The sequence below is a fragment of the Brevibacterium limosum genome, assembly GCF_011617705.1.
GTDB lineage: Bacteria > Actinomycetota > Actinomycetes > Actinomycetales > Brevibacteriaceae > Brevibacterium > Brevibacterium limosum.
Map to the genome: position 1 here is coordinate 2244581 of NZ_CP050154.1, position 26458 is coordinate 2271038.

Here is a 26458-nt window from a genome sequence, read left to right on the forward strand (position 1 = left end):
TCCGTTCTTCCGGATGCTCCCCGGTGATGGCCGGATCGATGCATGACAATCGTATACCGTCGACTCCGCCCGAGACCACCCGGCAGGCACTCGCCGAGGCGGCCCCGGCAGGAGCCGTGAGTGCTCACAGCCCCCGGTTGCGGGCGACCTTGTGCTGAGCGGCCTGGGCGATGGGCCGGATGACCATGAGATCGACGTTGAAATGGTGGGGCCGGGTGAGCGTGTACACGACGGCGTCGGCGACGTCGTCGGCGGTCAGCGGGTTCTCGACCCCGTCGTAGACCTTCGCTGCTTTCTCCTCGTCTCCGCCGACGCGTTTGTAGGTGAACTCATCGGTGGCGACCATTCCCGGGGCGATCTCGATGACGCGTACGGGTTCGCCGGCGAGTTCGAGTCGCAGGGTCGCCGCCATCGAGTGGGTGCCGTGCTTGGCTGCGACGTAGCCGCCGCCGCCTTCATAGGCCTGATGGCCCGCGGTCGAGGACATGACGACGATGTCCCCGCGACCGGAGTCGATGAGAGCCGGCAGCAGAGCCTTGACGACCCGCAGGACACCGAGGACGTTGATATCGAACATGTCGCGCCATCCGTCGACCGATGCCTCGGCGACGGTGTCGGTTCCGAAGGCGGCACCGGCGTTGGCCACGAGCGAGTGGACGGCTCCCCCGGCGAGCACCTGCTCGGCCATGGACGCCACGGCGGCGTCATCGGTGAGGTCGGCGACGATGTAGTCGGCTCCGGTCTCCTCGGCGAGTGCCTTGAGCTTGTCCTCACGGCGGGCCACAGCCACGACGTCCCAGCCCTGTTCACGCAGCTGCCTGACCGTGGCGGCGCCGATTCCGGAACTCGCTCCGGTGACTACTGCTCTGAGAGTGTCCATCTGTGTTCTCCTCTGTCGGGATTGCGAACCAGGATCGGATCGCGGGGACGTCCTGTTCGGAATTCAGTCTACGGAGTTCGGCTCGCGACCGGGAGCGGTGTCTTCGCGGTCGAGATCGAGGTCGACCGGTCTGCTCCGGGCATGATCGGGCGGGGCGAAAGCGGCCTCGGCCGGGGTCGTCGGCGCGCTCGGGCGGGAGTTCTTCGCACGCGGACGGGATTGGTTCGCGCTCGGTCGAGGATGCGGATTGCGGGGTCCGCCTTCGCCGAAGACGGCTCGGAAGCCGGGAATCTTCACAGCCAGCCAGGTGATAGCGGCGCAGATGATCGCGTACGCAATCGGCATGATGACGGCGTGGAGGAGGACACCGGGGACGGTGGTCGGCAGACCCATGGCATTGCGCAGCGGGTAGAGCAGCAGCGGATGGAGGAGGAACACACCGAAGGAATACGGGTAGAAGCGATGCAGGAGCTCGAACCCGGACCGCATATGGAAGTGCAGGAGCAGGTAGGCGGACATGGAGGCGATGACGACTCCGGGGGCGAGGTATTCGTAGGGGAACATCCAGGGTTTCTCACCGGGTCCCAGACCGGCCCACACGGCAGTTCCGGCGATCGCGACGATGAGGCTCGCCCAGGCCAGGACGGCGCCCCTGACGGACAGGACGATATCGCGCAGCACCCAGCCGAGGATGTAGAAACCGGCCATCGGCAGGAACCGAGTGGCGATATTGGCTTCGCCGACATCGAAGATCATCGACACCCATTGGTCGGCCATGCCGATGCCGAGGAAGATCAGGCCGGTCCCCCACTGCAGCCGACGGGAACCGTGGACGCTGAGGAGGCGGAAGAAAGGCGTGAGCAGGGTCAGTCCGGCGAGGACGTAGAGGAAGTAGAGCTGCACGAAGGGGGACCCGGTGAGGATCGCGATGCCCGGATTCCAGGTTTCGTCGTCCGGCTGCAGATAGAAGCGACGGAACAGAACGTAGACGACGGTCCAGAACACCAGGGGGATGCCGATGCGCCAGACCCGCTTGGACAGGAACTTCCGCGGTTTGCCGCCCCGGTCGGGATCGAGCGCCAATGCACCGGAGATCATGATGAATACGGGTACCGACCACCGGCAGGCGGAGTCGATGGCGTTGGCCAGCCACCAGTCGGGACCCATGCCAGTGAAGTTCTCTTCGACGACGGTGCCCAGGGAATGGATGGTCACGACGGCGATGATCGCGATCGTCCGAGCCGGATTCATCCACGCGGTCGACGTGGGCGGCGGATTCTCTGTCGGAATTCTGTCCAAGGGCGCCATGCGACCATAATCTCATTGCCTGCGGCCAAAGCGTCTCACCACGTCTTCAGAGTGTGAGACGGCCCACCTCGTCGACCGAGGCGAACCGAGGCACGAGTGCTCCTTTCACTGTCCGGCGAGGTTTCGCGCGGTCGCGGGTGCGAACCGGTTTGGCCGATCGCGAACCGGGTGAGAAAATCAGCAACTATGAACACACCTGCCTTTTCGGACTCGACGCACGAGTCAGTGAACCTGCCTGAGAAGCCGGCCCTCGAAGGCCTGCGGGACAAATGGGACGCCGCGTGGAGCGAGCAGAACGTCTACGCCTTCGACGTCGACACCGATCGTGAGCAGGTCTACTCGATCGACACTCCCCCGCCGACCGCCTCGGGGTCGCTGCACGTCGGGCACGTGTTCTCGTATACGCAGACCGACATCATCGCCCGCTACCAGCGGATGACCGGCAGGAACGTGTTCTACCCGCTCGGCTGGGACGACAACGGACTGCCGACCGAACGCCGAGTGCAGAACTACTACGGAGTCACCTGCGACCCCAGCAGGCACTACGACCCGGACTTCCAGCCGCCGGAGAAGGCTCCGAAGAATTCGCGCGACTTCGTCAAGGTCTCCCGCCAGAACTTCATCGAACTGTGCGAGAAGCTCTCCGCTGAGGACGAGAAGGTGTTCGAGGACCTCTTCCGCTCCACCGGCCTGTCCGTGGATTGGAAGTACACGTACCGCACGATCGATGACGATTCGCGGGCCGTGAGCCAGCGGGCCTTCCTCACCGATCTCGAAAACGGCCACGCCTACTCCCAGGACGCCCCGACCATGTGGGACGTGACCTTCGGCACCGCGGTGGCTCAGGCCGAACTCGAGGACCGTGAGCGCGAAGGCGCCTATCACAAGGTGAAGTTCTTCCCCGAGGGCGCTGACGGCCTGGCCGACACTTCGGCGGAGCCGATCATCATCCTCACCTCCCGCCCGGAGCTCATTCCCGCCGTCGTGGCGCTCGTCGCCCACCCCGACGACGAACGCTATGCCTCCCGATTCGGGACGAACGTCGTCTCCCCTCTCTTCGGCGTCAGCGTCGAGATCCGCGCGCATGAGCTTGCGAAATCAGACAAGGGCACGGGCATCGCCATGGTCTGCACCTTCGGCGACCTCACCGATGTGACCTGGTGGCGCGAACTCGATCTGCCGACCCGAGCGGTGATCAACCGCGGCGGCCGCCTCAACCTCGAAGTGCCGGAGTGGATCGCCGACTCGCCGAAGCCCGAGGCGAAAGGCAACTACGAGGCGCTGGCCGGAAAGACCACGTTCTCTGCCCGCAAGGACATTGCGCAGATGCTCATCGATTCCGGTGACCTCATCGGTGAGATCGAGCCGATCACCCACCCCGTCCCGTTCTACGAGAAGGGCGACAAGCCGCTGGAGGTCGTCACCAGCCGCCAGTGGTACATCCGCAACGGCGGTCGTTCGGCCGAGCTGCGGGATGCGCTCATCGCGCGCGGCCGAGAGATCGAATGGCATCCGTCATACATGCGCTCCCGCTACGAGAACTGGGTGGAGAACCTGCACGGCGACTGGCTGGTCTCCCGGCAGCGTTTCTTCGGTGTCCCCATTCCGCTGTGGTACCGCCTCGACGCCGACGGTCAGCCCGATTACGAGAATCCGATCGTTCCCGAATCGCTTCCCTGCGATCCCATCGCCGAGGCTCCTGCCGGCTTCACAGAGGACCACCGCGATATGCCCGGAGGGTTCACCGCCGACCCGGACGTGCTCGACACCTGGGCGACGTCGTCACTGACTCCGCAGCTGCTCGGGGGCTGGTCGCGGGATCAGGAGTTCTTCTCAAAGGTCTTCCCGTTCGACCTGCGCCCGCAGGGGCACGACATCATCCGCACCTGGCTGTTCTCCACCGTCGTCCGAGCGAACTCGCTCAATGACGCGGCACCGTGGAAGCATGCCGGCCTCTCGGGCTGGATCCTCGATCCGGACCGGAAGAAGATGTCGAAGTCGAAGGGCAACGTCGTGGTGCCCTCGGACATCCTCAGCGAGGCGAAGCCGGGATACGGCCCCGACGCGGTCCGCTACTGGGCTGCCAGTGCGAAGCTCGGTGCCGACACCGCCTATGACGTCACGCAGATGCAGATCGGCCGCCGCCTGGCCATGAAGCTGCTCAATGCCTCGAAGTTCGCTCTGGCTCAGGGCGTGCACGCCGGGCTCATCGGTCAGCTCGGCGCCGTCACACACGATCTCGACCGAGCGTTGCTGGCGAAGCTGGCCGACGTCGTCGAACAGGCCGGAACACATATGGCCGCCTACGACTACGCTCATGCTCTCCGTGTCTCCGAGAGCTTCTTCTGGGAGTTCACCGACGATTACGTCGAGCTCGTCAAGGATCGCTCCTATGGCGCTTCGGGCACCGAGGACCAAATGTCCGCGCACGTCACCCTGGCCACGGCCCTCGACGTCCTGCTTCGTCTCTTCGCACCGTTCACACCGTTCGTCACCGAAGAGGTCTGGTCATGGTGGCGCAGAGGTTCGGTCCACCGTGCTGCGTGGCCGGCCGATGAGGCACTGAGCCACCCGGGCTCGTCCGTCGCTCCCGAACTGCTGGCTTCGGTGGCTGCGGCGCTGACCGAGATCCGCCGCACGAAGACCGAGGCCAAGGTCTCGCAGAAGACGGAGATCGCCTCGGTGACCATTCAGGCCCCGGCTTCGGTCGTCTCGGCGATCAAGGCCGCCGAGGGAGACATCAAGGCCGCAGGTCGCATCGATTCCCTGGTGACAGAGGAAGCCGGTGAGGAGATCACCATCGCCGAGATCAGCTTCGTCGAACAGAGCTGAACTGACAACGAACGGGCTGAACTGACAACGAACGGGATCTCCGGGAGAGTCTGAGACTGGGACGGTCCCGGATGAGCCCCACGGCTCCCCTTTCTTCGCATGGTCGGAGGAAGGGCAGCCGTGGGGCTCTTCGCATGTTCCGGAACGGACACACGAACTGTCCGGCTTTCGCGGTCTCTCCCCCGTAATATGGTTGTCGACAACCGAAGAAGCACTGATGTCCTTCCTGATCGAAAGGCCCCCGGGACCGTGAGAAGCGAACTCTTTTCCAAGCGCAATGCCGAGATCCAGAACCAGGAGCGGTGGACCCTCCAGTCGAACAAGATGCTGCGTTCGGTGGTCACGCCGAACGCTCCGATGATCGCCACCAAGGGGGCCATGGTCGCTTACCAGGGAGATGTCCACTTCACCCACCAGGGTTCGAAGTCGGTCGGTCAGTTCATGAAGAAGGCCGCCACCGGCGAGGGCGGCAATGTCATGCGCGTCGAGGGACACGGAGAGGTCTTCTTCGCCCGGGAGGCCTCGAACATCTTCATGATGGCTCTCGAGGGGCCGCAGGACGCGCTGACCGTCAACACCGCGAATCTGCTCGCCTTCGACGATGCTCTCAGCTGGGAGATCAGACGCATCAAGGGCGGTGTCGGTGCGATGGTCAGCGGCTCGGGACTGTTCAACCTCGAGCTTGCCGGACAGGGGACTGCGGCCATCGGCTGCAAGGGCGAGCCCATGGTCCTCGACTGCTCGCAGCAGCCGACCTTCGTCGACCCGCAGGCCGCCGTGTGCTGGTCCTCTGCACTGGCCCCGCAGATCAAGACCGATGTCAGCGTCGGCACGTTCTTCGGCCGCGGTTCCGGCGAATCCGTGCAGCTGGCCTTCCACGGCCCCGGCTTCGTCGTCGTCCAGCCCGCGGAGAACGCCGTCTACTCGGCCGCCACGAGCTGACAGCACTCTTCTGACACGCCCCCGGCCAGCTGATGTGACGGCGAGCCGGGGGCGCCGTCGTCCATGCCCCTCCGGCGTCGACGGTGCATCCCGCACCCGCCCTGGCACACTGCCCTGCTGCAGCGAGGTGTTTTGGGAGAACCGGTGAGTGATGCCCAGGTGCCGGGAGGTTATGCCACCTGCAGGGCGACAAAAGCGCATCGATGAGTGACGCTCGATCGGTCGGGAGCGATGCACAATCAGATGGTGAGCAGCGGCACGTGATGCTTCCTCACCAGCAAGGTCGAGTCTCGGGTCTTGCCGGCGGTTCAGGCTGTGGGGACGGTATGCTCGCGGCCGCCGCGCTCGACTCGGTACTTACGGAAAGTCGGAAAGATCGCGGCACAGGCGAGTACGAGGACGACGACCGCGATCCCGCCACCCGCCGAGGCGACCGTGGTGTCAGTGACGGCCGCGACGGAGCCGTGGAGAACGTCCGCGATACGAGGTCCGCCGGCAACGACGACGATGAACACGCCCTGCATCCGACCGCGCATCGCATCGGTGGCCGCCTCTTGGAGCATCGTCTGCCGAAACGCTCCGGAGACGATATCGGCTCCGCCGCCGAGGGCCAACGCGCTCAAGGCGATGACAAGTGCGGTCAGCCAGAAGCCGGACGCGAGTTCGAGAGACAGACCGAAGACCGACATGGCCGCGCCCCAGACAGCGATTGCGACGATGACAGCGAGACCTTGGCGCTGCACTCGTGAGACCCAACCGGAGAAGATTCCCGCGAGGGCGCTGCCGCCGGCCAGTGCGGCGAAGAGCAGTGAGAAGACGATGCCGCCCTCGGGCGGGCCGTCGAAGGTCTCCGCGGCGATCTGCGGGAAGAGTGCCCGCGACATTCCGAAGACCATCGCAATGATGTCGACAAGCAGCGAGACCATGACGACGGTGTTCGTCCTCAGATAGCGGAATCCGTCGACGATGCCTTTGAATCCCGATCTCGTGTCGGGCTGTTTCTGCGGAAGCAGCGAAGGAAGCCGAATCACTGCGTAGAGCGTGGCGAACAGGAACACGGCGTCGATGACGTAGAGCATCTGGTACCCGAACAGCGGGATCAGCGCCCCGCCGAGGACGGGCCCGACGACGGCGCCCAATGTCATCACGGTCATATTCAGCGAATTCGCTGCGGGCAGCAGTTCGAGCGGAACGATCGACGGTATCAAGGCGCCCTTCGCAGGCTGATTGAGGCCGAAGAACGCCTGCTGCATGGAGAACACCGACAGCAGCAGCCAGACATTGTCGATGCTCAGCACCGCAAGGAGCGCAAGCATCGCACTGGTGACGATCAGACCGGCGGTCGAGATCACGAGCAGCCTGCGCCGATCGATGACATCGGCCAGCGACCCGCCCCACAGTCCGAAGACGATGAGCGGAACCAGACCGAACCCACCGGCGAGGCCGACATAGCCGGAGGACCCGGTGATATGGAAGATCTGCGCGGGAATGGCCACGACCGTCATCTGTGCACCGATGACGGTGACGATATTGGCCACCCACAGCCGCCGGAAGGACGCGTAGCGCAGCGGGCGTGTGTCAGCCAGGAGTCTCATGCGTTACGAGACTCAGGCAGATTTCTTGTTCGTCCTGTTCCGTGACTTCGGCACGAGGGTCGGGGCGACGTTGGATTCGACGACGTCCTTGGTCACGACCACCTCGGCGATGTCCTCACGTGAGGGCACATCGAACATGACCGGCTGCAGGACCTCTTCCATGATCGACCGCAGGCCGCGTGCACCCGTACCGCGCAGAAGAGCGAGATCGGCGATGGCTTCGAGCGCCTCGGTCTCGAACGTCAGCGAGACGCTGTCGAACTCGAACATCCGCTGGTACTGCTTGACCAGTGCGTTCTTCGGTTCGGTGAGGATCGACATGAGCGCTGCCCGGTCGAGGTTCGATACGGTGGCCAGCACCGGCAGACGGCCGATGAATTCGGGGATGAGACCGAACTTGAGCAGATCTTCCGGCAGGATGTCCGCGTACAGGTCCTCTTCGTCGTTCTTCGACTGCAGCAGGGCACCGAAGCCGATGCCGTGCTTGCCCTTGCGACCGGCGACGATCTCTTCCATCCCGGCGAACGCGCCGGCGACGATGAAGAGCACATTGGTCGTATCGATCTGCAGGAAGTCCTGGTGCGGGTGCTTGCGTCCGCCCTGCGGAGGGACCGAGGCCTGAGTGCCTTCGAGGATCTTCAGCAGTGCCTGCTGGACGCCCTCACCGGAGACATCACGGGTGATCGACGGGTTCTCCGATTTGCGGGCGATCTTATCGATCTCGTCGATGTAGATGATTCCGTGCTCGGCACGCTGGATATCGAAGTCCGCGGCCTGGATGAGCTTGAGCAGGATGTTCTCGACGTCTTCACCGACGTAGCCCGCTTCGGTCAGCGCGGTGGCATCGGCGACGGCGAAGGGGACATTGAGCCGCTTGGCCAGAGATTGGGCCAAATACGTCTTTCCCGAGCCGGTGGGCCCGACGAGCAGAATGTTCGACTTCGCGATCTCGACGTCGGAATCGTCGCTGCCCAGCGTCTTCTCGTCGCCCGACTGCAGGGACCGGATGCGCTTGTAATGGTTGTAGACGGCTACCGACAGTGCCTTCTTCGCCGGTTCCTGACCGACGACGTATTCCTGGAGGAAGTCGAAGATCTCACGCGGTTTGGGCAGCTCGAGTTCGGCCTGCTCCGGGCTGGATTCGCTGAGTTCCTCTTCGATGATCTCATTGCACAGTCCGATGCATTCATCGCAGATGTAAACACCAGGTCCGGCGATGAGTTTCCGAACCTGCTTCTGAGACTTCCCACAGAAGTTGCATTTGAGCAGGTCTGCTCCGTCCGCACTGCGAGCCACTGTCACAACCTTTCGCCAGGACGCTTGGCCCCAACTCTACCGCTCGTGTTTCCTGTACCTCAATAGCTTCCCATACGTGGCTGACACGAGCCCCAGCCAAGCCTCGGTGTGTCGGAGGAAGGAACCGAGAACGGGTCCGCGCGATCGCAATCACACGAACCCGTACCCAGCGTTCACCAGTCCTCCGACAGGTGATCAGTTCGCGTTCTTGCGCGAGGTGAGCACCTGGTCGACGAGACCGTAGTCCTTGGCCTGCTCGGCTGTGAGGAAGAGGTCGCGTTCGATGTCGTTCGAGATCTGCGAGGCCTCCTTGTTCGAGTGCTTGGCCAGAGTGCCCTCGAGCCATTCGCGCATCCGCAGCACCTCAGCGGCCTGGATTTCGAGGTCAGAAGCCTGTCCCTGACCCTGGCCCTGCATCGCCGGCTGGTGGATGAGCACGCGCGCGTTCGGCAGCGCCAGACGCTTGCCGGGGGTTCCGGCGGCCAGCAGCACGGCGGCGGCAGAGGCGGCCTGACCGAGGCAGACGGTCTGGATCTCCGGCTTGACGTACTGCATCGTGTCGTAGATGGCCGTCATCGCGGTGAATGAACCACCGGGCGAGTTGATGTAGAGGGTGATGTCGCGGTCGGGATCCTGCGATTCGAGGACCAGCAGCTGAGCCATGACATCGTCGGCGCTCGTGTCATCGACCTGCGCGCCGAGGAACACCACGCGGTCGTCGAACAGCTTGGTGTAGGGATCCTGGCGTTTGAAGCCGTACGGCGTCCGCTCTTCGAACTGCGGCATGACGTAACGCGCCTCGGGCATGTATCCGGCGGTCGAGCCGGCATTGAAGTTCATCGAGTTCATTCCTTGACTCCCACTCAGTTGTCGTTGACGTCGGACGCGCGGGTGACCATCTTGTCGATGAAGCCGTATTCGAGCGCTTCTTCAGCGGTGAACCAGTGGTCACGGTCGTTGTCCTTGAGGATCTGCTCGAGCGACTTGCCGGTCTGCTGAGCGGTCAGTTCCGCCATCTGCTTCTTCATGTGCAGGATCAGCTCGGCCTGGATCTTGATGTCCGTGGCCGTGCCGCCGATTCCACCCAGCGGCTGGTGCATGAGGATGCGGGCGTGCGGGGTGGCATAGCGCTTGCCGGGGGTGCCCGATGACAGCAGGAACTGTCCCATCGAGGCGGCCATGCCCATGGCCACGGTCGAGACATCGGGCTTGATGTACTGCATCGTGTCGTAGATGGCCATTCCGGCGGTGACGGATCCGCCGGGCGAGTTGATGTAGAGCGAGATGTCCGCGTCGGGATCCTCGGCCGCCAGCAGCATCATCTGCGCGCAGATGGCGTTGGCGTTGTCGTCACGCACCTCCGAACCGAGCCAGATGATGCGCTCCTTGAGAAGACGATTGAAGATGTGGTCGTCGAGACCCATTCCCCCACCGGCGTCGAGGCCGACGGGAGCTGTCGTGTCGTATGCGCTCACGTTTCACTCCTGTGTTCTGTGGATGGCTTGTTATGGACTCTAACCGCTCTCCCCCGGGTTTTAGTCCGCGGCGAGGCCTGTGTTCGCCCTCAGCGTGATCGGGACCTGCGGATATGCAGAGACGGTGGGTACGGATCACGATCCGTACCCACCGTCTCATCAGGATTCCACCGCCGAGGCGGCGCTCCCTCAGTTCTGTTCGGCAGCCTCTGCGGGTGCTTCGTCTGCGGCTTCCGCAGTCTGCTCGTCGCCTTCGGCGTCCGCGGACTCGTCGTCACCGGCGGAGGTGAAGGCCTCCATGTCGACGACGTTTCCTGCGGTGTCCTTGACCGTGGCACCGGCGAGGACGGCGGCCAGAGCCTTGCGACGCGAGACCTCGCCGACCAGGGCGTTGACCTGGCCGGAGCTGTCGAGCATCTGGGCGAACTCGTTGGGGTTCATTCCGTACTGCTGCGAAGCGGAGATCAGGTACTCGATGAGCTCGGGCTGGCTGACCTCGACGTTCTCGGCTTCGGAGACGGCATCGAGGATGAACTGGGTGCGCAGGTTGCGCTCGGTCTCCTCGGTGACCTCCTTGCGGTGCTCGTCATCGTCCGAACGGCTCTCGGCCTCGAGGTGACGCTCGACCTCGTCGGTGACGACCTTGGCCGGGACCGGGACGTCGAGAGTCTCGATGAGGTGCTCGAGGACCTTGTCGCGCGCCTGGACGCCCTGCTCGGTCTCCTTGGACTTGCCGGCCTGGACGCGCAGGTCCTCACGCAGTTCGTCGATCGTGTCGAACTCGCTGGCCAGCTGGGCGAAGTCGTCGTCTGCCTCGGGCAGTTCGCGTTCCTTGACAGCACTCAGGGTGATCTTCACCGTGCCCTGTTCGCCGGCGTGGTCTCCGCCTGCGAAGGTGGTCTCGAAAGTGGTGGTCTCACCGGCGGAGAGTCCGTCGAGGGCTTCGTCCATGCCTTCGAGCATCGTTCCGGCGCCGACCTGATAGGAGATGTCGGACGCGGTGTCGATCTCCTCATCGTCGATGGTGGCGACGAGGTCGAGGGTGACGAAGTCGCCCTCGGCCGCGGGGCGGTCGACGGAGACGAGGGTTCCGAAGCGGGTGCGCAGCTGCTCGAGTTCGGCGTCCACATCGGCGTCGCTGACCTCGATCGGGTCGACTTCGATGTTGATCGTGTCGTAGGCAGGCAGTTCGACCTCGGGACGCACGTCGACCTCGACGGTGAAGCCCAGTTCGCCGTCTTCGGTTCCGTCGAGACCGGGAACCTCGGAGATCTCGACCTCGGGCTGGCCCATCGGCTTGAGTTCGTGCTCTTCGACCGCGTTGCGGTAGAAATCGTCCAGACCGTTGTTGATGGCTTCCTGGATCACAGCAGGACGGCCGATGCGCTGGTCGATGATGCGCGCGGGGACCTTGCCCTTACGGAAACCGGGGACGGTGACCTGGGCACCGATGGTCTTGTATGCCTCGTCGACGCTCGGCTTGAGTTCGGCGTATGGGACTTCCACGCTGATCTTGACCCGGGTGGGGTCGAGTTGCTCGACGGAGCTCTTCACAGTGTGACCTTTCAGATTCGACAGTCATGCATTTTCGGTCATCTCCGACCTGATCATCCGGGTTCGTGACCGCAAACGGCCATCTCACAGCCTGATCGGTCATCTCGTGACCTCAGAGGGAGCGAAAGTCCACGAATAGTTCGCGCACGTCCGCAAGACGCAATCACCTATGTTACGCGAAACCCCGCCCGTTACGCGAAACCGGGGTGATTTCACGAATCGGCTCCACCTCGGTGCCCGTAGAGCTCGTCGAGGGTGATGATGACGTTCGCCGCTGTCCATGACAGCGGGGCCACCGAGGCCGGGGCTCCGTCGTCGCTGATCTTCTCCGGCAGGGATCCCGCACCGGTGCGGTGGCGAGAGAGCCAGTCGAGGATCGACTCGGCTTTCTCGCGCCGCCCGAGGCGCGCGAAGGCCGAGGCCCATGAGCGAGGTCGACGGAGTCCAGCTGGAGCGGTCGCTGATCCACCCGTGCCCGGGCTTGATGCCACCAGCCGGCTGTTCGAGCCGGTCCCAGACTCCGGCGAGGATGTCGGGCTCGAGCGCATAGACCCCCTCCGCCGCATCCGGCACGAGTCCGGCAGCGGGCAGGTAGGCGACGGACGAATCGCTCCCGCCCGAGCTCGGGTAGCGCTGCATCCCGTTGGCGCCGAAGGTCCGGGCGAAGGTGTCACGATAGTCGTCGACGGCACGCCGGACCGTATCCGCTCGCCCGCCGAGGCGGCTCCACAGCTGCCCATCCGCCTTCGTCAGCACAGCAAGGGAGTTCATCCCGACCAGGGTCGGCCCGGCCAGACCGAGAGTGACCTGTGACTCTCCGACCTCCCAATAGTCCGGGCCGACTGGGGGCAGGCTGCGACCGTGGGCGGTGAGGTCGAAGAGACGCCGGCTGGTCCGTCGCAGCAGATCATCGAGTTCGCCGTCGAGGATTTCCTGCTGCCTCCGCGCGGGGCCGGGATCGGCGAGGTTCGGCATGACTCGCGACCGGGCGGGCAGGTCCCGTGCGGATTCCGCGCCGAGAGCCTCTCTCACGCCGGAGCGAGTGTAGGCGGCCGTGACCGAGCGGACCGGGTCGGGTCGTCCTGCCTCGGCGAGGGCTGAAGCGATCGCCGCGCCGAAACCGATCGCACCGAACCTGACGGCGGCGCCGGTCAGCAGTGCTCTCCGGCTGGGCCGTGCAGAGGTAGGCGCGGCTCCCAGGCGCCTGCCGCGGCAGGGTCGCCCTTCGGTGGTCATGAGGAGGAGCATACCCGTCCGAATACGAGAAAACCGGCCTGATCAAGTGATCAGACCGGCCCGCGGAGGGGATGACGGGAATCGAACCCGCACCATCAGTTTGGAAGACTGAGGCTCTACCATTGAGCTACATCCCCGTGTTGCGAGTTCGACTATAGTCGAGAACTTCCTCGACCGCCAAATCGACATTCGGTGACCTGCGTCACCCTCCGGGTCGCGGTGTGAAGTGCGTCGCATCGGCGGGTTTGCTCGATTCGCAAGGTGCAAGTCCGGACCCGGGTGTGGTTAGATAGGAGCCGTCGCGGGATGTGGCGCAGCTTGGTAGCGCATCTGTTTTGGGAACAGAGGGTCGCAGGTTCAAATCCTGTCATCCCGACAGACTCCAGCCGCCCGGACCAGTTGGTCCGGGCGGCTTCTTCAATCCACCGCACGCCGGGCCGACGCCCGAGCTGCCGCTATTCCTCGAAGTCGATGACCTGACGGACGACCGTTCCGTCGGAGAGCGCATCGAAGGCCGAGTTGAGATCGTGCAGCCTGATCGTGTCCGAGATGAGCTCTTCGACGGGCAGCTTTCCCTCCCGCCACAGCTGGGCATAGACCGGAATGTCTCGGCTGGGCACCGCCGAGCCGAGATAAGAGCCGACGACGGTCCTGGCCTCGGCGGTCAGGGTCACCGGGGTGATGTGGGACTGCGCGTCCGGGGCGGGCAGTCCCACGGTCACCGTCGTCCCGCCGACGGCGGTGGCCGCGAACGCTGTCTCGAATGCGCGCGCATGTCCCACGCATTCGATGACGACCGGAGCCTTCCGGTCGCCCAGCTGCTCGGGAGTGAAGACCTCGGCGGCTCCGAGCTCCTTCGCCCGCACGAGCTTCTCGGGGTTCGCGTCGACGCCGATGACGCCGGCGGTCTCGATCGACAGGGCAGTGATGAGCGCGGCCATCCCGACCCCGCCGAGGCCGACGATCATCACTTCGTCGTCCGGTCCGGGTCGGCAGGCGTTGAGGACCGCTCCCCCACCGGTGAGCACGGCGCAGCCGAGCACAGCGGCGATCGAGGCGGGAACATCGTCGTCGACGGGGACGACGGATGCGCGGTTGAGCACCGCGTGGGTGGCGAACACGGAGGCTCCGAGGTGGTGGAGCACCTCAGTGCCGGTGTCGTCGTGGAGACGCACCTTGTGCCCGTCGAACGGCAGCGTCCCGGCGCCGTTCGTCGCACTGCCGGGGGTGCAGGGCAGTTTGCCGTCGGTGCGACAGTTCGCGCATTCCCCGCATCGGGGCAGGAACACCGTGACGACCTGTTGGCCGATCTCGAGATCATCGACGCCGTCGCCGAGCTTCTCCACAACACCCGCACCTTCGTGTCCGAGCAGCATCGGCAGGGGTCGCGGTCGGTTCCCGTCGACGACGGAGAGGTCCGAGTGGCAGACCCCGGCGGCCCTCATTCGAATGAGCACCTCGCCGGGGCCGGGTTCGTCGAGCTCGAGGTCTTCGACCGTCATCGGCTGCGACCGAGCGAACGGTCGGGGCCGGTCCATCTCTCGCAGCACGGCGCCTCGGATCTTCACAGTGTTCTCCCCCTCACAGAGCCTGCTGGCCCTGTTCCTCGTAGTCGCCCATGATCTTGATTCGCCGTTCGTGGCGCTCATCGCCGGAGAACGGTTCGGCCAGGAAGGCGTCGACGATGGCGATCGCCTCGTCTTCGGGGTGCTGACGGGCCCCGACGGCGACGATCTGGGCGTTGTTGTGCTGACGCGCCAGCTTCGCGATCTCCGGGTTCCAGGCCAAGGCGGTGCGCGCTCCCTTGACCAGGTTCGCGGCCATCTGCTCACCGTTGCCCGATCCGCCGATCACGACGCCCAGGGCGTCGACTCCGGCGGCCTGATCATCGACGACGGCCTGGGCCGCGGCGATGCAGAATGCGGGGTAGTCATCCAGGGCGTCGAATTCATGGGCGCCGTGGTCGACGACTTCGTGGCCGGCCGTCTCGAGGTGAGCTCTGAGGACCTCCTTGAATTCGAATCCGGCGTGGTCGGTGCCGAGGTGAACCTTCATGTGTCTGCCTTTCGCTGATCCTCATCGGATCGTTCTGATGCTGTTTGCCGTAAGTATCGGTGAGGGGCCGGTCTCAGTCGAAATTCGGGCCCTGATCGCGGGTGCGCTTGAGTTCGAAGAATCCCGGCGTCGAGGCGACGGCGACGACTCCGTCGAAGAGCCGTCCCGCGTCCTCCCCCTTCGGAGCGGGAGTGACGACGGGGCCGAAGAACGCGGTTCCCGCAACTCGGCAGATCGGGGTGCCGACGTCATCGCCGACCAGTGCCAGTGCTTCGTCGTGGGAGGCCCGGAGCTGTGCGTCATAGTCCTCGGTCTTGCCGTACTTCATGAGCTCGGCGGGCAACTCGAGCTCGGCCAGTGCCTCGGACACAGCCTTGTCGAAGTCCTCCTCCCCACCAGGGTGGATGCGGGTGCCGATCGCCGTGTAGAGCGGTTCGGCGATCTCGTCACCGTGTTCGGCGATCGCGGCGGTGACGATCCGCATGGGGGCCAGAGCCCGGTTCATCAGTGCCCGGTAGTCCTCCGGAATGTCCTTGTCGCGATTGAGGAAGTTCAGGCTCATCGGGCGGAACTTCACGTCGACGTCTCGGACCTTCGCCACTTCGAGTCCCCAGCGTGAGGTCATCCATGCCCATGGGCAGGCCGTATCGAACCACAGGTCGAGTGTTTCTCTGCTCACTGTCTCTCCTCTTCCGTTCGCTTGCGGGCCCCGTGCCGGGCACCCATCGTGTCGTTGCTCAATCTACCAAGACCCGTCGAATGCGGGGACAGCGGTCGAATCGCGATCAGTGCCGCCGATATCGCACCAGTCGCGCATGTCCATGAAAGAATGACCGAGTACACCCGGTTCCCGAAGCGAAGGTCACCTCACTGTGCCGCAACACAACCTCACCCGCGACGAAGCACGCGAACGTTCTGCCCTCGTGGACGTCTCGAGCTACGAGCACACTCTGATACTCACGGGAGAGGGTGAGAGTTTCCGCGTCCGTTCGCGCATCCGCTTCACTGCAGCACCGGATTCGATGACGTTCATCGATGCCATCACCGCCAGTGTCGAGCGCGTCCGCCTCAACGGCACAGACCTCGACCTCGCCGCGGTGGTCGCACCGGCCCGCATCAGCCTGCCCGGTCTCGCCGCTGAGAACGAACTCATCGTCGACGCCCATTTCTCCTATATGAACACCGGAGAGGGCCTGCACCGTTTCGTCGACCCGATCGATGACGAGGTCTACCTCTACTCCCAGTTCGAGGTCCCCGACGCCCGCCGTGTCTTCCCCGTCTTCGAACAGCCCGATATCAAATCTCCGTACTCCTTCACCGTCGTCGCCCCGGAGAAGTGGACCGTCGTCTCGAACTCTCCCACTCCGACGCCGAGCGATCCGAAGGAGACCTTCGCCGAACTCGAGGAGACTCCGGTCGCGGGCATGGCAGTGTGGCAGTTCGCCCCCACCACGCCGATCTCGTCCTATATCACCGCGATCATCGCCGGTCCCTATGAGTCCGTGCATTCGCAGCTGACGTCCTCCGACGGATCGATCGTGCCTCTGGGCCTGTACTGCCGGGCCTCGCTGCTCGAGCACCTCGATGCGGAGAAGCTGTTTCGGATCACGAAGGCCGGTTTCGAGTTCTTCGAGCGCGAATTCGATGTCGCCTACCCGTTCGAGAAGTACGATCAGCTCTTCGTCCCCGAATTCAATGCCGGGGCGATGGAGAACGCCGGAGCCGTGACGATCCTCGAGAACTATGTGTTCCGCTCCCGTCCCACCGAGGCTCTGGTCGAACGCCGGACGGTGACGATCCTCCACGAACTGGCTCATATGTGGTTCGGCGATCTCGTGACCATGCGCTGGTGGAACGATCTGTGGCTCAACGAGTCCTTCGCCGAGTTCATGTCGACCCTCGCCACAGCCGAGGCCACCGAGTTCGCCGATGCGTGGACGACCTTCGCCACGATCGAGAAGTCCTGGGCCTACCGCCAGGATCAGCTGCCGAGCACGCATCCGATCGTCGCCCCGATCCAGGACCTCGCCGATGTCGAGGTCAACTTCGACGGAATCACCTACGCCAAGGGCGCCTCGGTGCTCAAACAGCTCGTCGCCTGGGTCGGTCGTGACGAATTCTTCTCCGGTCTCAAGAACTACTTCGACAAACATGCGTGGTCGAACACCGAACTCTCCGATCTCCTCGCCGAACTCGAGGCCACCTCGGGACGGGACCTGGAGAGCTGGTCGAAGCTGTGGCTCGAAGAGTCCGGAGTCAACCTCCTCGAAGCCGCCGTGACCACCGAAGCCGCCGAAGGGGTCACGGCGGACTCGGAGACGACCGAACAGACGATCTCGAACCTGCAGGTGACCCAGAAGCCCTGGTCGATTCCGGGACAGCCCACCCCGTCGCTGCGCCCTCACCGGCTGGCCGTCGGCTTCTACTCGGACAACGGGCAGGGACGTCTGGAACGCACCCATTCGTTCCCCCTCGACCTCGACGGAGAATCCGCCGAGGTCACCGAGGCCCAGGGTCTGTCCCTGCCCGATGTCATCGTCGTCAACGACGCGGACCTCAGCTATGCGAAGGTCCGCTTCGACGCCCGCAGCATGGACACGGCGGCGCACAGACTCGGCGACTTCGACGATTCACTCACCCAGCTGCTCGTCCTGGCCACACTGTGGGATGAGGTCCGTGACGGTGAACGCCCCGTCCGCGACTACATCGACACGGTGCTCACCCACCTCAACGCCATCACGCATTCCTCCGGACTGCTCACGCAGATGCGTCAGCTCGACACCGCGGTCACCTCCTACCTGCCCCCGCAGGAGCGGGAGACGATGCACGCCGAGGTGGCCGATCGTTTCATCGAACTTCTCGAGACCATCGAGGAAGGTACGGATCAGGCCTTCCAATTCGTGCGCGGATTCATCCGTCACGCGACCACGACCGCACAGCTGGATCGGCTGAGGTCCTGGCTGCGTCCCGAGACGGAACGCGTCTGTGGGATCGCGCTGGACACGGACCTGACGTGGGAGATCATCATCGGACTGTGCTCGAACGACGCCGTCGACGATTCGACAGTGGCGGAGATGAGTCGGAAGGACCCCAGCGCCACCGGCGTCCGCCACGCCGCGACCGCACGTGCCTCCAGGCCCACCTCGGCGTCGAAGTCGCAGACCTTCACCCGCATCGTCGACGATGCGGACCTGCCGAACTCCGAGCTCGGGGCACTCGCGCTGGGCTTCGGAACCGGTCTGCAGACCGCCGCCGGGGAGATCATCGCCGCCGAAGCACCGCTGACGTCCTTCGCCGACGAGTACTTCGCACGAGTGGCCGGATGGTGGGAGACCCGCACCCTGGAGATGGCGCAGACGATGACTCTTAGGCTGTACCCGCCGGTGAGTTCTGCCACAGTCGAGGCCACTTCGCAGTGGCTCGATGAGCATCCCTCGGCGCCGAAGGGCCTGGTGCGGCTGATGCGGGAGAATCTCGCGGACGCCGAAAGAGCCCTGCGGGTTCAGCAGGTGTCCAGCGCTTCCAAGGGATCATTGAACCTCACCCGTTAGTCTCGGAGGCATCATGACTTCTGACGCAATGGAATCCACTGTTCAAGCTGCAAGCGACTTCGACTGGTCCTTCCTCCTCGGTGCCCCGCTGCGGATCACCGTCATCATCGTCGGGGCGTTCATCGTCAATCTCATCGTCCGCCTCTTCATTCGCCGTTTCACGACGGCTGTGGCCAAGGGCACGGTCGGCAGCGAGAAGGCCGACGGTGCCGGTTTCGCGAAATTCTCCGCCACTGCCATGGAAGCGCAGCGGACCGGGATCGATCAGCAGACGATCAAGGAACGACGTGCGCAGCGAGCGAAGACCGTCGGACGGATGCTCTCGTCGGTGACGACGATCCTCATCAGTGTGATCGCCACGCTGATGATCCTCGATGCGCTCAGCTTCAATATCGCGCCGATCCTCGCTTCGGCCGGTATCGCCGGTGTTGCGATCGCCTTCGGTGCTCAGGAGCTCGTCCGCGACTACCTGTCGGGATTCTTCATCGTCATCGAAGACCAGTACGGCATCGGTGACACCGTCGACCTCGGCGAGGCCGTCGGCGAGGTCGAGGACGTCGGACTGCGTCGCACTCAGGTCCGGGACCTCACCGGCACCCTCTGGCATGTGCGCAACGGCGAGATCCTGCGCGTGGGCAACCTCTCCCAGGGCTGGGCCCGAGCAGTCCTCGACATTCCCATCGACTACCGGACCTCGATGGATGAGTATCGTGAGATGACCAAGGAGATCACCCACACGCTGCGGAAGGATCCCGAGATCGACAAGGCGATGATCGAGGCCCCGGAGATCGCCGGTGTCCAGTCGCTGTCGGGTTCACACCGAGTCATCCGCACGATGGTCAAGACCAAGCCGAACCTGCAGTGGATGGTCGAGCGCGCCTTCCGCGCGGAGCTCATGACAGAGATGGCCAAGCGCGGCGGACAGATCGGAATGATGCAGGAGACGGTCCTGCGCACCCTGCCGGCGACCGATGCCGAATCGACCGAGACCACAGCAGGCTCGTCGGCGCCGCGAGAGAAGTCGGCCGTCGGCGCCGCACCGACCACACGCTCGTACAAGACTGCCGCAGACGGGAAGCCCTCGCCGCTGCCCAGCGGCGATGAGATCCGCGGCACCGTCCAGGAAGACTCCCCCAGTGAAGGAACGAACGATGACGCAGACGACTGACGGCTCCATCTTCGACGCCGTCGGCGGACATGACACGTTCACCCGCCTCGTCGATGTGTTCTATCAGCATGTCGATGCGGATGCTCAGCTCATCGCGATGTATCCGGACGGCCATGAGCTGGAGGGAGCGAAGCACCGTCTGCAGATGTTCCTCGAACAGTATTTCGGGGGTCCGTCGACGTATCAGGAGCAGCGGGGGCATCCGCGACTGCGGATGCGGCATTTCGACTATCCGATCGATTTCGATGCCCGGGATCGCTGGCTGCGCTGCATGCGTGCGGCTCTCGACGATGTGAGTCTGCCGCCGCTGTACGACGAGATGTTCTGGGACTACTTCCAACGGGCGGCGACCGCCATGGTGAACACGAATCCGAACATCCGCTGATGACGATCCGCTGACTGCAGCAGAGTGCGGCCGCATTCCTCGTCGAATGCGGCCGCACTCTGCGTCTGAGGGGTTCCCTGGTTCGACAGCTGTGGGCTCTTCGGCTGTGCTGTTCGGCTCCGGTCCCGCTGCGCTCAGCCGCGGGCGCGTGTGAGCAGATGACCGCCCGGTGTGATGAGACGCAGCCAGCCCGCGGATTCCATGATGCGCAGCTGCCGGTCATCATCGTGGCCGGCAGGCGGGACGAAGCGCAGAGCGGTGGCACCGAATGCGAGTCCTCCGGGCATGACGGCGCCCTGCTCCCCCGGCATCTCCCGTGACCAGACTCGGGAGCGCAGGGCCTTGACCGCATGACTTCCGGACCCGTCGGGGGCGCCGGAGCTGATCTCAGCGATTCCCGCCGCCGCTGCTTCGTGGAGTCGCCCCACTGAGATGGTGTCGTGTTCCTGCCAGCCTCCGCGCGGCGGCGCGATCCCGGTCCACGATACGAGCACGGAGTTCGGAGGCACGGGCAGGCTTGTGCCGTTCTCATCGCGGGCGAAGCGATCGAGGAGGTTCGACAGCGGCACCGCCTCGTCGAAGCCATCGAGCTCGTGATCGTCCAGACGCAGCGTCCGCATCGCCAAGACCAGCGGCGTCGAATCGCCCAGGCCGTGCGGGAACAGCGGGGCAACGGTCGCGGCGAGGACGTCCGAGGCGACCTGCAGCCGCATCGCCCCGTCGGAATCCACGCGGTGGGCCAGCGAGGTGAAGGCAGAGAGGTCCCGCATCGCCAGCGGGTCGTTGATGTGCAGAACGGTCATCGCCGGGTCCTCCGCAGCGGCACGGGCGTGCCGAGCACCGATTCCATCGCTTCGGTCTCGGCTTCGGTCAGCCGGCGTGGTCGGCCGGTATCGATGTCGATGAAGACGATGACGGTCTCGGCGACCGTGTATGTGCGCGTTCCGTCCGGTTCGCAGACGACATAGCCCACCGTCACCGAGGCGGGTCTGACCTCGCTGATGACGAGATCGACGGCGATGGGTCCGGTGCGATAGGGAATCGGGGCACGGTATTCGATCGCGTGGGAGGCCACGAGCAGCTCGGTCGACGCCGATGCGGCGGCGAAGATCGTCGGAATCTCCATCCCGCTGACCGTTTCGGTCACCCCGTGCGCTCCGGGAGTGGTCGGTGCATCCGAGCTGTGTGTGGGAGAGCCGAGGGCACGGACGCGCGCTTCTTCCAGAAGTTTGAGCTGGGTGACGTTGTTGACGTGGCCGTACGCGTCCATATCACCCCATCTCAGTTCCAGCAGCACGCGGGTGAATTCTTCGAGAAGGGGGTTGATGGCGCCTGAATGCATGTTTCCCATCATGCCACCTTCATCTTGCCGATGCCGCACGCGATAGGATCGTGACTCGTACGCATCATTGGCACTGTCATCCGAGGGAGAAACCCATGACCGACGAAGCATCCATCGAAGCGGAGGCGAACGTAGCACGGTTGCACGAGATCCTCGATCTGCGCAAGCTCGAATTCACCGCGGCTTCCAGCGAAACGGACTTCTTCATCGGGCACAGCCAGTACAAACCGGACGGTCGGGTCTTCGGCGGGCAGGTGCTCGCGCAGTGTGTCGTCGCTGCTGCGGCAACGCTTCCCAGCGACCGGCTGATCCATTCCCTCCACGGGTACTTCCTTCGCGCCGGCGATGTCAGCGAACCCATCGAATTCGGAGTCGAGCGGCTGCGGGATGGTCGTTCGTTCTCGGCGCGCCGAGTGCATGCGTATCAGAAGGGAGCGCCGATCCTGTCGTTGAGCGCTTCCTTCCAGGACGACCAGCCCGGCCTCAGCCACGCCGAACAGATGCCGACAGATCTGCCGGCTCCCGAGGACTGCCCGGAGCTGCTCGACTACATCGGCGACGAAGATTCTCCGCTCGTCAGCGATTGGCTGAGGAAGCGTCCTTTCGAAGTCCGTCCTGTCGAGCCGTCTCTGCACACGTCCGGCATCTCCGATCCTTCGGTCACCGAGCAGCATTCCTGGTTCAGAGCCGGTGCTGCCTTCGGAGACGATCCGGTGCTCAATGCCGCTGCACTGGCCTATGCCAGCGATTTCAATCTGCTCGAGCCGGTTCTGCGTCACCACGAACTGACGTGGCGCACGCCCGGGCTGCGGGTGGCGAGCCTCGACCACGCCATGTGGTGGCACCACCGGGTGCGAGTCGACGACTGGATGCTCTATGTGCAGGAGTCCCCTGCCGCGCAGGGCGGACGCGGACTCGGCTATGGACGCATCTTCGCTCAGGACGGGACCCTGCTGGCGACCGTGGCCCAGGAAGGCATGGTCCGGGTCAAGGAGTTCCGGTGACGCGTAAGGATCCGACGATGATGGATATCATCGGCAGTATCCTCAGTCGGCTGGTGAACGTGGCGCTGTTCCTCGTCATCGGGCTCCTCGCCCTCGTCGCGTTCATGGGACGCACCGATCTGCATGTCGCGGTCGGCGGGCTGCTTGCCGTCGTGTGCGGAATCATCGGCACGTTCCTCGTCCGGCTCCTGTTCAGAGGGATCGCGACCCTCGGCGGTCTCAACAGCCGCTCAGGAGACTGACTCCTGTCACACCTGGGGTGCGGCGCAGGCGAACTCACTTGCGCAGGCGAAGGCGCCTGCAGCGACTGACCGACTCCGAAGAATCGAACCAGCGCTGACGCAGTGATGCCCCGGTCGATATGACCGGGGCATCACTGTCTGGAGCGAAGAGTCGGAACCGAATCGGCTCAGACCGGACGAAGATCAGTCGCGGGTGAGACGGCGGTGCGTGACTCGGTGCGGACGGGCCGCATCTTCGCCGAGGCGTTCGACCTTGTTCTTCTCGTAGGCTTCGAAGTTGCCTTCGAACCAGTACCAGCTCGCCGGGTTCTCCTCGGTGCCCTCCCAAGCGAGGATGTGGGTGGCCACACGGTCGAGGAACCAGCGATCGTGCGAGACGACCACGGCACAGCCGGGGAACTCGAGAAGAGCGTTCTCCAGGGAGCCCAGGGTCTCGACGTCGAGGTCGTTCGTCGGCTCATCGAGCAGGAGGAGGTTTCCGCCCTGTTTGAGCGTGAGGGCCAGGTTGAGTCGGTTGCGTTCGCCGCCGGAGAGGATTCCGGCCTTCTTCTGCTGGTCGGGGCCCTTGAATCCGAACGCGGAGACATAGGCGCGAGACGGCATCTCGACCGAACCGACCTGGATGAAGTCGAGTCCGTCGGACACGACCTCCCACAGCGTCTTGTCCGGATCGATGCCTCCACGTGACTGGTCGACGTAGGAGATCTTCACGGTGTCGCCGACCTTGAGCTCGCCGCCGTCGAGGTCTTCGAGGCCGACGATGGTCTTGAACAGCGTCGACTTTCCGACGCCGTTGGGGCCGATGACGCCGACGATGCCGTTGCGCGGCAGCGAGAAGCTCAGACCGTCGATGAGCAGGCGATCGTCGAATCCCTTCTGCAGGTTGTCCGCTTCGATGACGATGTCGCCCAGACGCGGTCCGGCCGGGATCTGGATCTCTTCGAAGTCGAGCTTCCGAGTCTTCTCCGCTTCGGCGGCCATCTCCTCATAGCGGGCCAGACGAGCCTTCGACTTCGTCTGCTTCGCCTTCGGGTTCGAACGCACCCAGTCGAGTTCGTCCTTGAGGCGCTTGGCGAGCTTCGCGTCTTTCTTGCCCTGCACCTGCAGGCGTTCGCGCTTCTTCTCGAGGTATGTCGAGTAGTTGCCCTCATAGGGGTAGAGGTGACCGCGGTCGACTTCGGCGATCCATTCGGCCACGTGATCGAGGAAGTACCTGTCGTGCGTAATCGCGATGACTGCGCCGGGGTAGGTCTTCAGGTGCTGCTCGAGCCACAGCACCGATTCTGCATCGAGGTGGTTGGTCGGCTCATCGAGGAGCAGCAGGTCGGGCTTCTCAAGCAGCAGCTTGCACAGTGCCACACGGCGGCGTTCACCGCCGGAGAGCACGGAGACGTCCGCGTCCGGCGGCGGACAGCGCAGTGCGTCCATCGCCTGCTCGAGCTGGGAGTCGAGATCCCAGGCGTCGGCGGCGTCGATGGCTTCCTGCAGTTTGCCCATCTCTTCCATGAGGGCGTCGAAGTCCGCGTCGGGGTCGGCCATCTCCTCGGAGATGGCGTTGAAGCGGTCGACCTTCGCCTTGATCTCGCCGACGCCTTCTTCGACGTTGCCGAGCACGGTCTTCTCTTCGTTCAGGGGCGGTTCCTGCATGAGGATGCCCACCGAGTACCCGGGGCTGAGTCGAGCTTCACCGTTGGACGGCTGCTCGAGTCCCGCCATGATCTTGAGAATCGTTGATTTGCCGGCGCCGTTGGGGCCGACCATACCGATCTTCGCTCCGGGGTAGAACGACATCGATACATCGTCGAGGATGACTTTGTCACCGTGCGCTTTGCGCGCCTTGTGCATGGTGTAGATGAATTCGGCCATAGTGGACTCAGGCTATCGGTTCGGCGCCCTCCAGCGCTACTTGACGCTCTGCCTCCACCGGGGATGTCGAACTTCCACCGAGGTTGCACAGCCTCGGCCGAGGTTGCACAGGCTCCGCCGAGAAACGCTCAGCCTCCGCCGAGTGACGGGGCCCCTCCTGAAGTGTCGCCTCCATTCGAGGTCTCTCCCGATCCGCCGTCCCCTGACGTGCCTTCGGTGCCAGAGCCGTCAGTGCCTTCAGAGCCGTCGGTGCCTTCAGAGCCTGAGGTCCCTTCGGAGCCCCCGGTGCTTGCTGATTCGGCGTCGTCTCCGCTCGGCGCGGGGCTCTCGGTCTCGCCGTCTTTGCCGTTGATGTCCTCGCCCGGCAGATGACCGGCACCGTTGGAATCGCCGTCTTCGTCGCGCTTCTCACCCTTCGGCGCCTTGACGCCCTTCGGCCGTTCGACCTCGCCGAACAGGCAGGAACCCGTCGACTCCGTGGGCTGGACGAGGTCGGCACTGGCTTTGCCCGCCCGGATCTCTCCGACGACGCAGCCTTTGTCGGTCTTGACTCCGAACATCTTCGAGGGAACCTCGTTGCCCAGCGGCGATTCGTCGATCGTGGCCTCGAGCTGCTCGGGCTCGTATCCGGCGTCGAGCATCGTGGTGAAGAACTTCTTCGTCGACGGCACCGATTCCTTGTCTCCCGTCAGCGGTTTGAGCGCCTTGAGCACCTTGTCGACTTCGGCGACGGGCTTCGCCTGTGTCTGCTTCGGCTGGGGCTGCGGATCATCGGAGCCGAAGCCCAGAAGTGAACAGCCCGACAAAGCCAGTGTCAGTGCTGCGGCACCCAGCACAGGAACGAGACGCATCTACAACCTCGGCGAGAGGGGACGATTGACAGTCTCACTCTAGCGGATCACTTGTGCCGAGCGCGGCATCGAGACGAGCTCGAAGCGAGGAATCCAGGCGATGATCAGAACGGTGCTGCCGCGTTCGCGGTCTCGCGTGCGATCGGATCGTCTTCGCCTCCCGCGGCCCTGTCGGTGCCGGTGCTGCCTTCAGATGAGACGCTGGTGTCGGCATCGGCGCCGCCCTCGGAACCGGCGCGGCCATCATCATCCGAATCCTTCTGGGCGAAGCTGTCTGTTCCAGTCGCACTGGCGACATCGCCGTGCCCGCCGCCGGGCACCGCGGCAGGCGTTTCGGCAGGGCCCAAAGTGTCCCAGCCCCCATCATTCGTTCCGGAGGACTCCGTGTCCGCCTGTCCGGCAGTGGACTGTGAGCGTTCGGATGCTTTCGCTCGCCGGTAGTGTGCGGTGCCGTATCTCAGATCGGGGCCGATATGCTCGGCGACCACCGTCGGCGAGATTCCGCTTCGCTCTTCAGTGGCCCATTCCCGGTTCCTCAGGTTGCCCGTCACGATCACCGCGGCTCCGGTGCTCAGCGACATTGCGGAATTGCTGGCCAGTTCGCCATAGCAGTCGATGCCGAACCATGAGGTGCCGTCGGTGACGAACTCCCCGGTGTTCTTGTCGACTCGCCAATGGTTCACGGCGAGCCGGAACGAGGCGCAGGCGCGCCCGGACGGCAGCGTGCGCGCGGTGGGGTCTGTGGCGATTGTGCCGGTGACGGTGATCGGGATTGCGGACATCGGAGTCTCCAAATCGGTGCGATGAAACCATACGGTCGTCTGCGTCCGCATGGACTTTCAGTCAGCCCGATGCTGCGGTCCGGTGTCCAGGCAC

23 protein-coding genes and 2 tRNA genes are annotated in these 26458 nt (G+C 64.4%); 8 read left to right on the forward strand and 17 right to left on the reverse strand.

From position 1 onward, the window contains the following. Positions 1-124: 124 nt before the first annotated feature. Together GUY37_RS10070 and GUY37_RS10075 are read right to left on the reverse strand one after the other, a co-directional pair. The gene (locus GUY37_RS10070; protein ID WP_166825144.1) at positions 125-880 is read right to left on the reverse strand and encodes an SDR family oxidoreductase; all 756 of its coding nucleotides are present in this window, start codon (positions 878-880) and stop codon (positions 125-127) included. 63 nt (positions 881-943) lie between these two features. Next, positions 944-2188, reverse strand: a complete 1245-nt coding sequence (locus tag GUY37_RS10075) for an acyltransferase (RefSeq protein WP_166825147.1) — start codon at positions 2186-2188, stop codon at positions 944-946. 186 nt (positions 2189-2374) lie between these two features. On the opposite strand from GUY37_RS10075, the gene valS reads away from it, so the two are divergent. Next, on the forward strand, positions 2375-5020 hold the full coding sequence (valS, locus tag GUY37_RS10080; RefSeq protein WP_166825149.1) for a valine--tRNA ligase: 2646 nt from the start codon (positions 2375-2377) through the stop codon (positions 5018-5020). Positions 5021-5269: 249 nt separating this feature from the next. Further along, a complete protein-coding gene (locus tag GUY37_RS10085; protein WP_208094669.1) occupies positions 5270-5962 on the forward strand; it encodes an AIM24 family protein in 693 nt (230 codons plus the stop codon). A 308-nt stretch (positions 5963-6270) separates the two neighbouring features. On the opposite strand, the gene GUY37_RS10090 is transcribed toward GUY37_RS10085, so the two are convergent. The 7 genes from GUY37_RS10090 to GUY37_RS10120 form a co-directional block, all read right to left on the reverse strand. Beyond that, on the reverse strand, positions 6271-7557 hold the full coding sequence (locus GUY37_RS10090; protein WP_166825156.1) for an MFS transporter: 1287 nt from the start codon (positions 7555-7557) through the stop codon (positions 6271-6273). A gap of 12 nt (positions 7558-7569) precedes the next feature. Beyond that, positions 7570-8853: an ATP-dependent Clp protease ATP-binding subunit ClpX gene (gene clpX / locus GUY37_RS10095; RefSeq protein ID WP_166825159.1), complete on the reverse strand. Its 1284-nt coding sequence runs from the start codon at positions 8851-8853 to the stop codon at positions 7570-7572. A gap of 195 nt (positions 8854-9048) precedes the next feature. Further along, the gene (locus tag GUY37_RS10100) at positions 9049-9693 is read right to left on the reverse strand and encodes an ATP-dependent Clp protease proteolytic subunit (protein ID WP_152346667.1); all 645 of its coding nucleotides are present in this window, start codon (positions 9691-9693) and stop codon (positions 9049-9051) included. A gap of 23 nt (positions 9694-9716) precedes the next feature. Next, on the reverse strand, positions 9717-10277 hold the full coding sequence (locus GUY37_RS10105; RefSeq protein WP_166829614.1) for an ATP-dependent Clp protease proteolytic subunit: 561 nt from the start codon (positions 10275-10277) through the stop codon (positions 9717-9719). 240 nt (positions 10278-10517) lie between these two features. Then, positions 10518-11882 (reverse strand): trigger factor, encoded by a 1365-nt coding sequence (gene tig, locus GUY37_RS10110; protein ID WP_166825162.1) that lies wholly within the window; start codon positions 11880-11882, stop codon positions 10518-10520. A gap of 99 nt (positions 11883-11981) precedes the next feature. Further along, positions 11982-13118: a hypothetical protein gene (locus tag GUY37_RS10115; protein ID WP_166825165.1), complete on the reverse strand. Its 1137-nt coding sequence runs from the start codon at positions 13116-13118 to the stop codon at positions 11982-11984. 66 nt (positions 13119-13184) lie between these two features. Then, a tRNA-Gly gene (locus GUY37_RS10120) sits at positions 13185-13255 on the reverse strand. 165 nt (positions 13256-13420) lie between these two features. Here GUY37_RS10120 and GUY37_RS10125 point away from each other — a divergent pair. Next, positions 13421-13494 (forward strand) — tRNA-Pro (locus GUY37_RS10125). A gap of 79 nt (positions 13495-13573) precedes the next feature. Here the strand turns inward: GUY37_RS10125 and GUY37_RS10130 are convergent. The 3 genes from GUY37_RS10130 to GUY37_RS10140 form a co-directional block, all read right to left on the reverse strand. Beyond that, complete coding sequence (locus GUY37_RS10130; RefSeq protein ID WP_166825168.1) at positions 13574-14686, reverse strand: alcohol dehydrogenase catalytic domain-containing protein; 1113 nt, start codon at positions 14684-14686, stop codon at positions 13574-13576. Positions 14687-14699: 13 nt separating this feature from the next. After that, positions 14700-15173, reverse strand: coding sequence for a ribose-5-phosphate isomerase (locus GUY37_RS10135; protein ID WP_152346671.1), 474 nt, complete (start codon positions 15171-15173; stop codon positions 14700-14702). A gap of 73 nt (positions 15174-15246) precedes the next feature. Beyond that, entirely contained in the window at positions 15247-15852 is a 606-nt protein-coding gene (locus GUY37_RS10140) for a mycothiol-dependent nitroreductase Rv2466c family protein (RefSeq protein ID WP_166825171.1), read from the reverse strand. A gap of 193 nt (positions 15853-16045) precedes the next feature. Between GUY37_RS10140 and pepN the strand changes: the two genes are divergently transcribed. The 3 genes from pepN to GUY37_RS10155 are packed head-to-tail and all read left to right on the forward strand — an operon-like array spanning position 16046 to position 20277. Further along, on the forward strand, positions 16046-18724 hold the full coding sequence (gene pepN, locus GUY37_RS10145; RefSeq protein WP_166825174.1) for an aminopeptidase N: 2679 nt from the start codon (positions 16046-16048) through the stop codon (positions 18722-18724). Between the two features lie 13 nt (positions 18725-18737). After that, positions 18738-19892, forward strand: a complete 1155-nt coding sequence (locus tag GUY37_RS10150) for a mechanosensitive ion channel family protein (protein WP_228278135.1) — start codon at positions 18738-18740, stop codon at positions 19890-19892. Further along, entirely contained in the window at positions 19876-20277 is a 402-nt protein-coding gene (locus tag GUY37_RS10155; RefSeq protein ID WP_152346674.1) for a globin, read from the forward strand. The genes GUY37_RS10150 and GUY37_RS10155 overlap by 17 nt, the downstream gene beginning before the upstream one ends. A 134-nt stretch (positions 20278-20411) precedes the next feature. On the opposite strand, the gene GUY37_RS10160 is transcribed toward GUY37_RS10155, so the two are convergent. Then, entirely contained in the window at positions 20412-21080 is a 669-nt protein-coding gene (locus GUY37_RS10160) for a hypothetical protein (RefSeq protein ID WP_152346675.1), read from the reverse strand. Next, complete coding sequence (locus GUY37_RS10165) at positions 21077-21628, reverse strand: acyl-CoA thioesterase (protein WP_228278136.1); 552 nt, start codon at positions 21626-21628, stop codon at positions 21077-21079. The genes GUY37_RS10160 and GUY37_RS10165 overlap by 4 nt, the downstream gene beginning before the upstream one ends. Before the next feature lie 86 nt (positions 21629-21714). Between GUY37_RS10165 and GUY37_RS10170 the strand changes: the two genes are divergently transcribed. Together GUY37_RS10170 and GUY37_RS10175 are read left to right on the forward strand one after the other, a co-directional pair. Continuing rightward, entirely contained in the window at positions 21715-22623 is a 909-nt protein-coding gene (locus GUY37_RS10170) for an acyl-CoA thioesterase (protein WP_166825177.1), read from the forward strand. A 17-nt stretch (positions 22624-22640) separates the two neighbouring features. Beyond that, entirely contained in the window at positions 22641-22865 is a 225-nt protein-coding gene (locus GUY37_RS10175; RefSeq protein WP_166825180.1) for a hypothetical protein, read from the forward strand. A gap of 183 nt (positions 22866-23048) precedes the next feature. Here GUY37_RS10175 and ettA read toward each other — a convergent pair whose 3' ends face one another. The 3 genes from ettA to GUY37_RS10190 all read right to left on the reverse strand — a co-directional run bounded on the left by ettA (position 23049) and on the right by GUY37_RS10190 (position 26364). After that, positions 23049-24731 (reverse strand): energy-dependent translational throttle protein EttA, encoded by a 1683-nt coding sequence (ettA, locus tag GUY37_RS10180; protein ID WP_166825184.1) that lies wholly within the window; start codon positions 24729-24731, stop codon positions 23049-23051. Positions 24732-24859: 128 nt separating this feature from the next. Then, positions 24860-25582 (reverse strand): DUF6993 domain-containing protein, encoded by a 723-nt coding sequence (locus GUY37_RS10185; RefSeq protein ID WP_166825187.1) that lies wholly within the window; start codon positions 25580-25582, stop codon positions 24860-24862. 104 nt (positions 25583-25686) lie between these two features. After that, a complete protein-coding gene (locus tag GUY37_RS10190) occupies positions 25687-26364 on the reverse strand; it encodes a single-stranded DNA-binding protein (protein ID WP_166825190.1) in 678 nt (225 codons plus the stop codon). Positions 26365-26458: the final 94 nt, after the last annotated feature.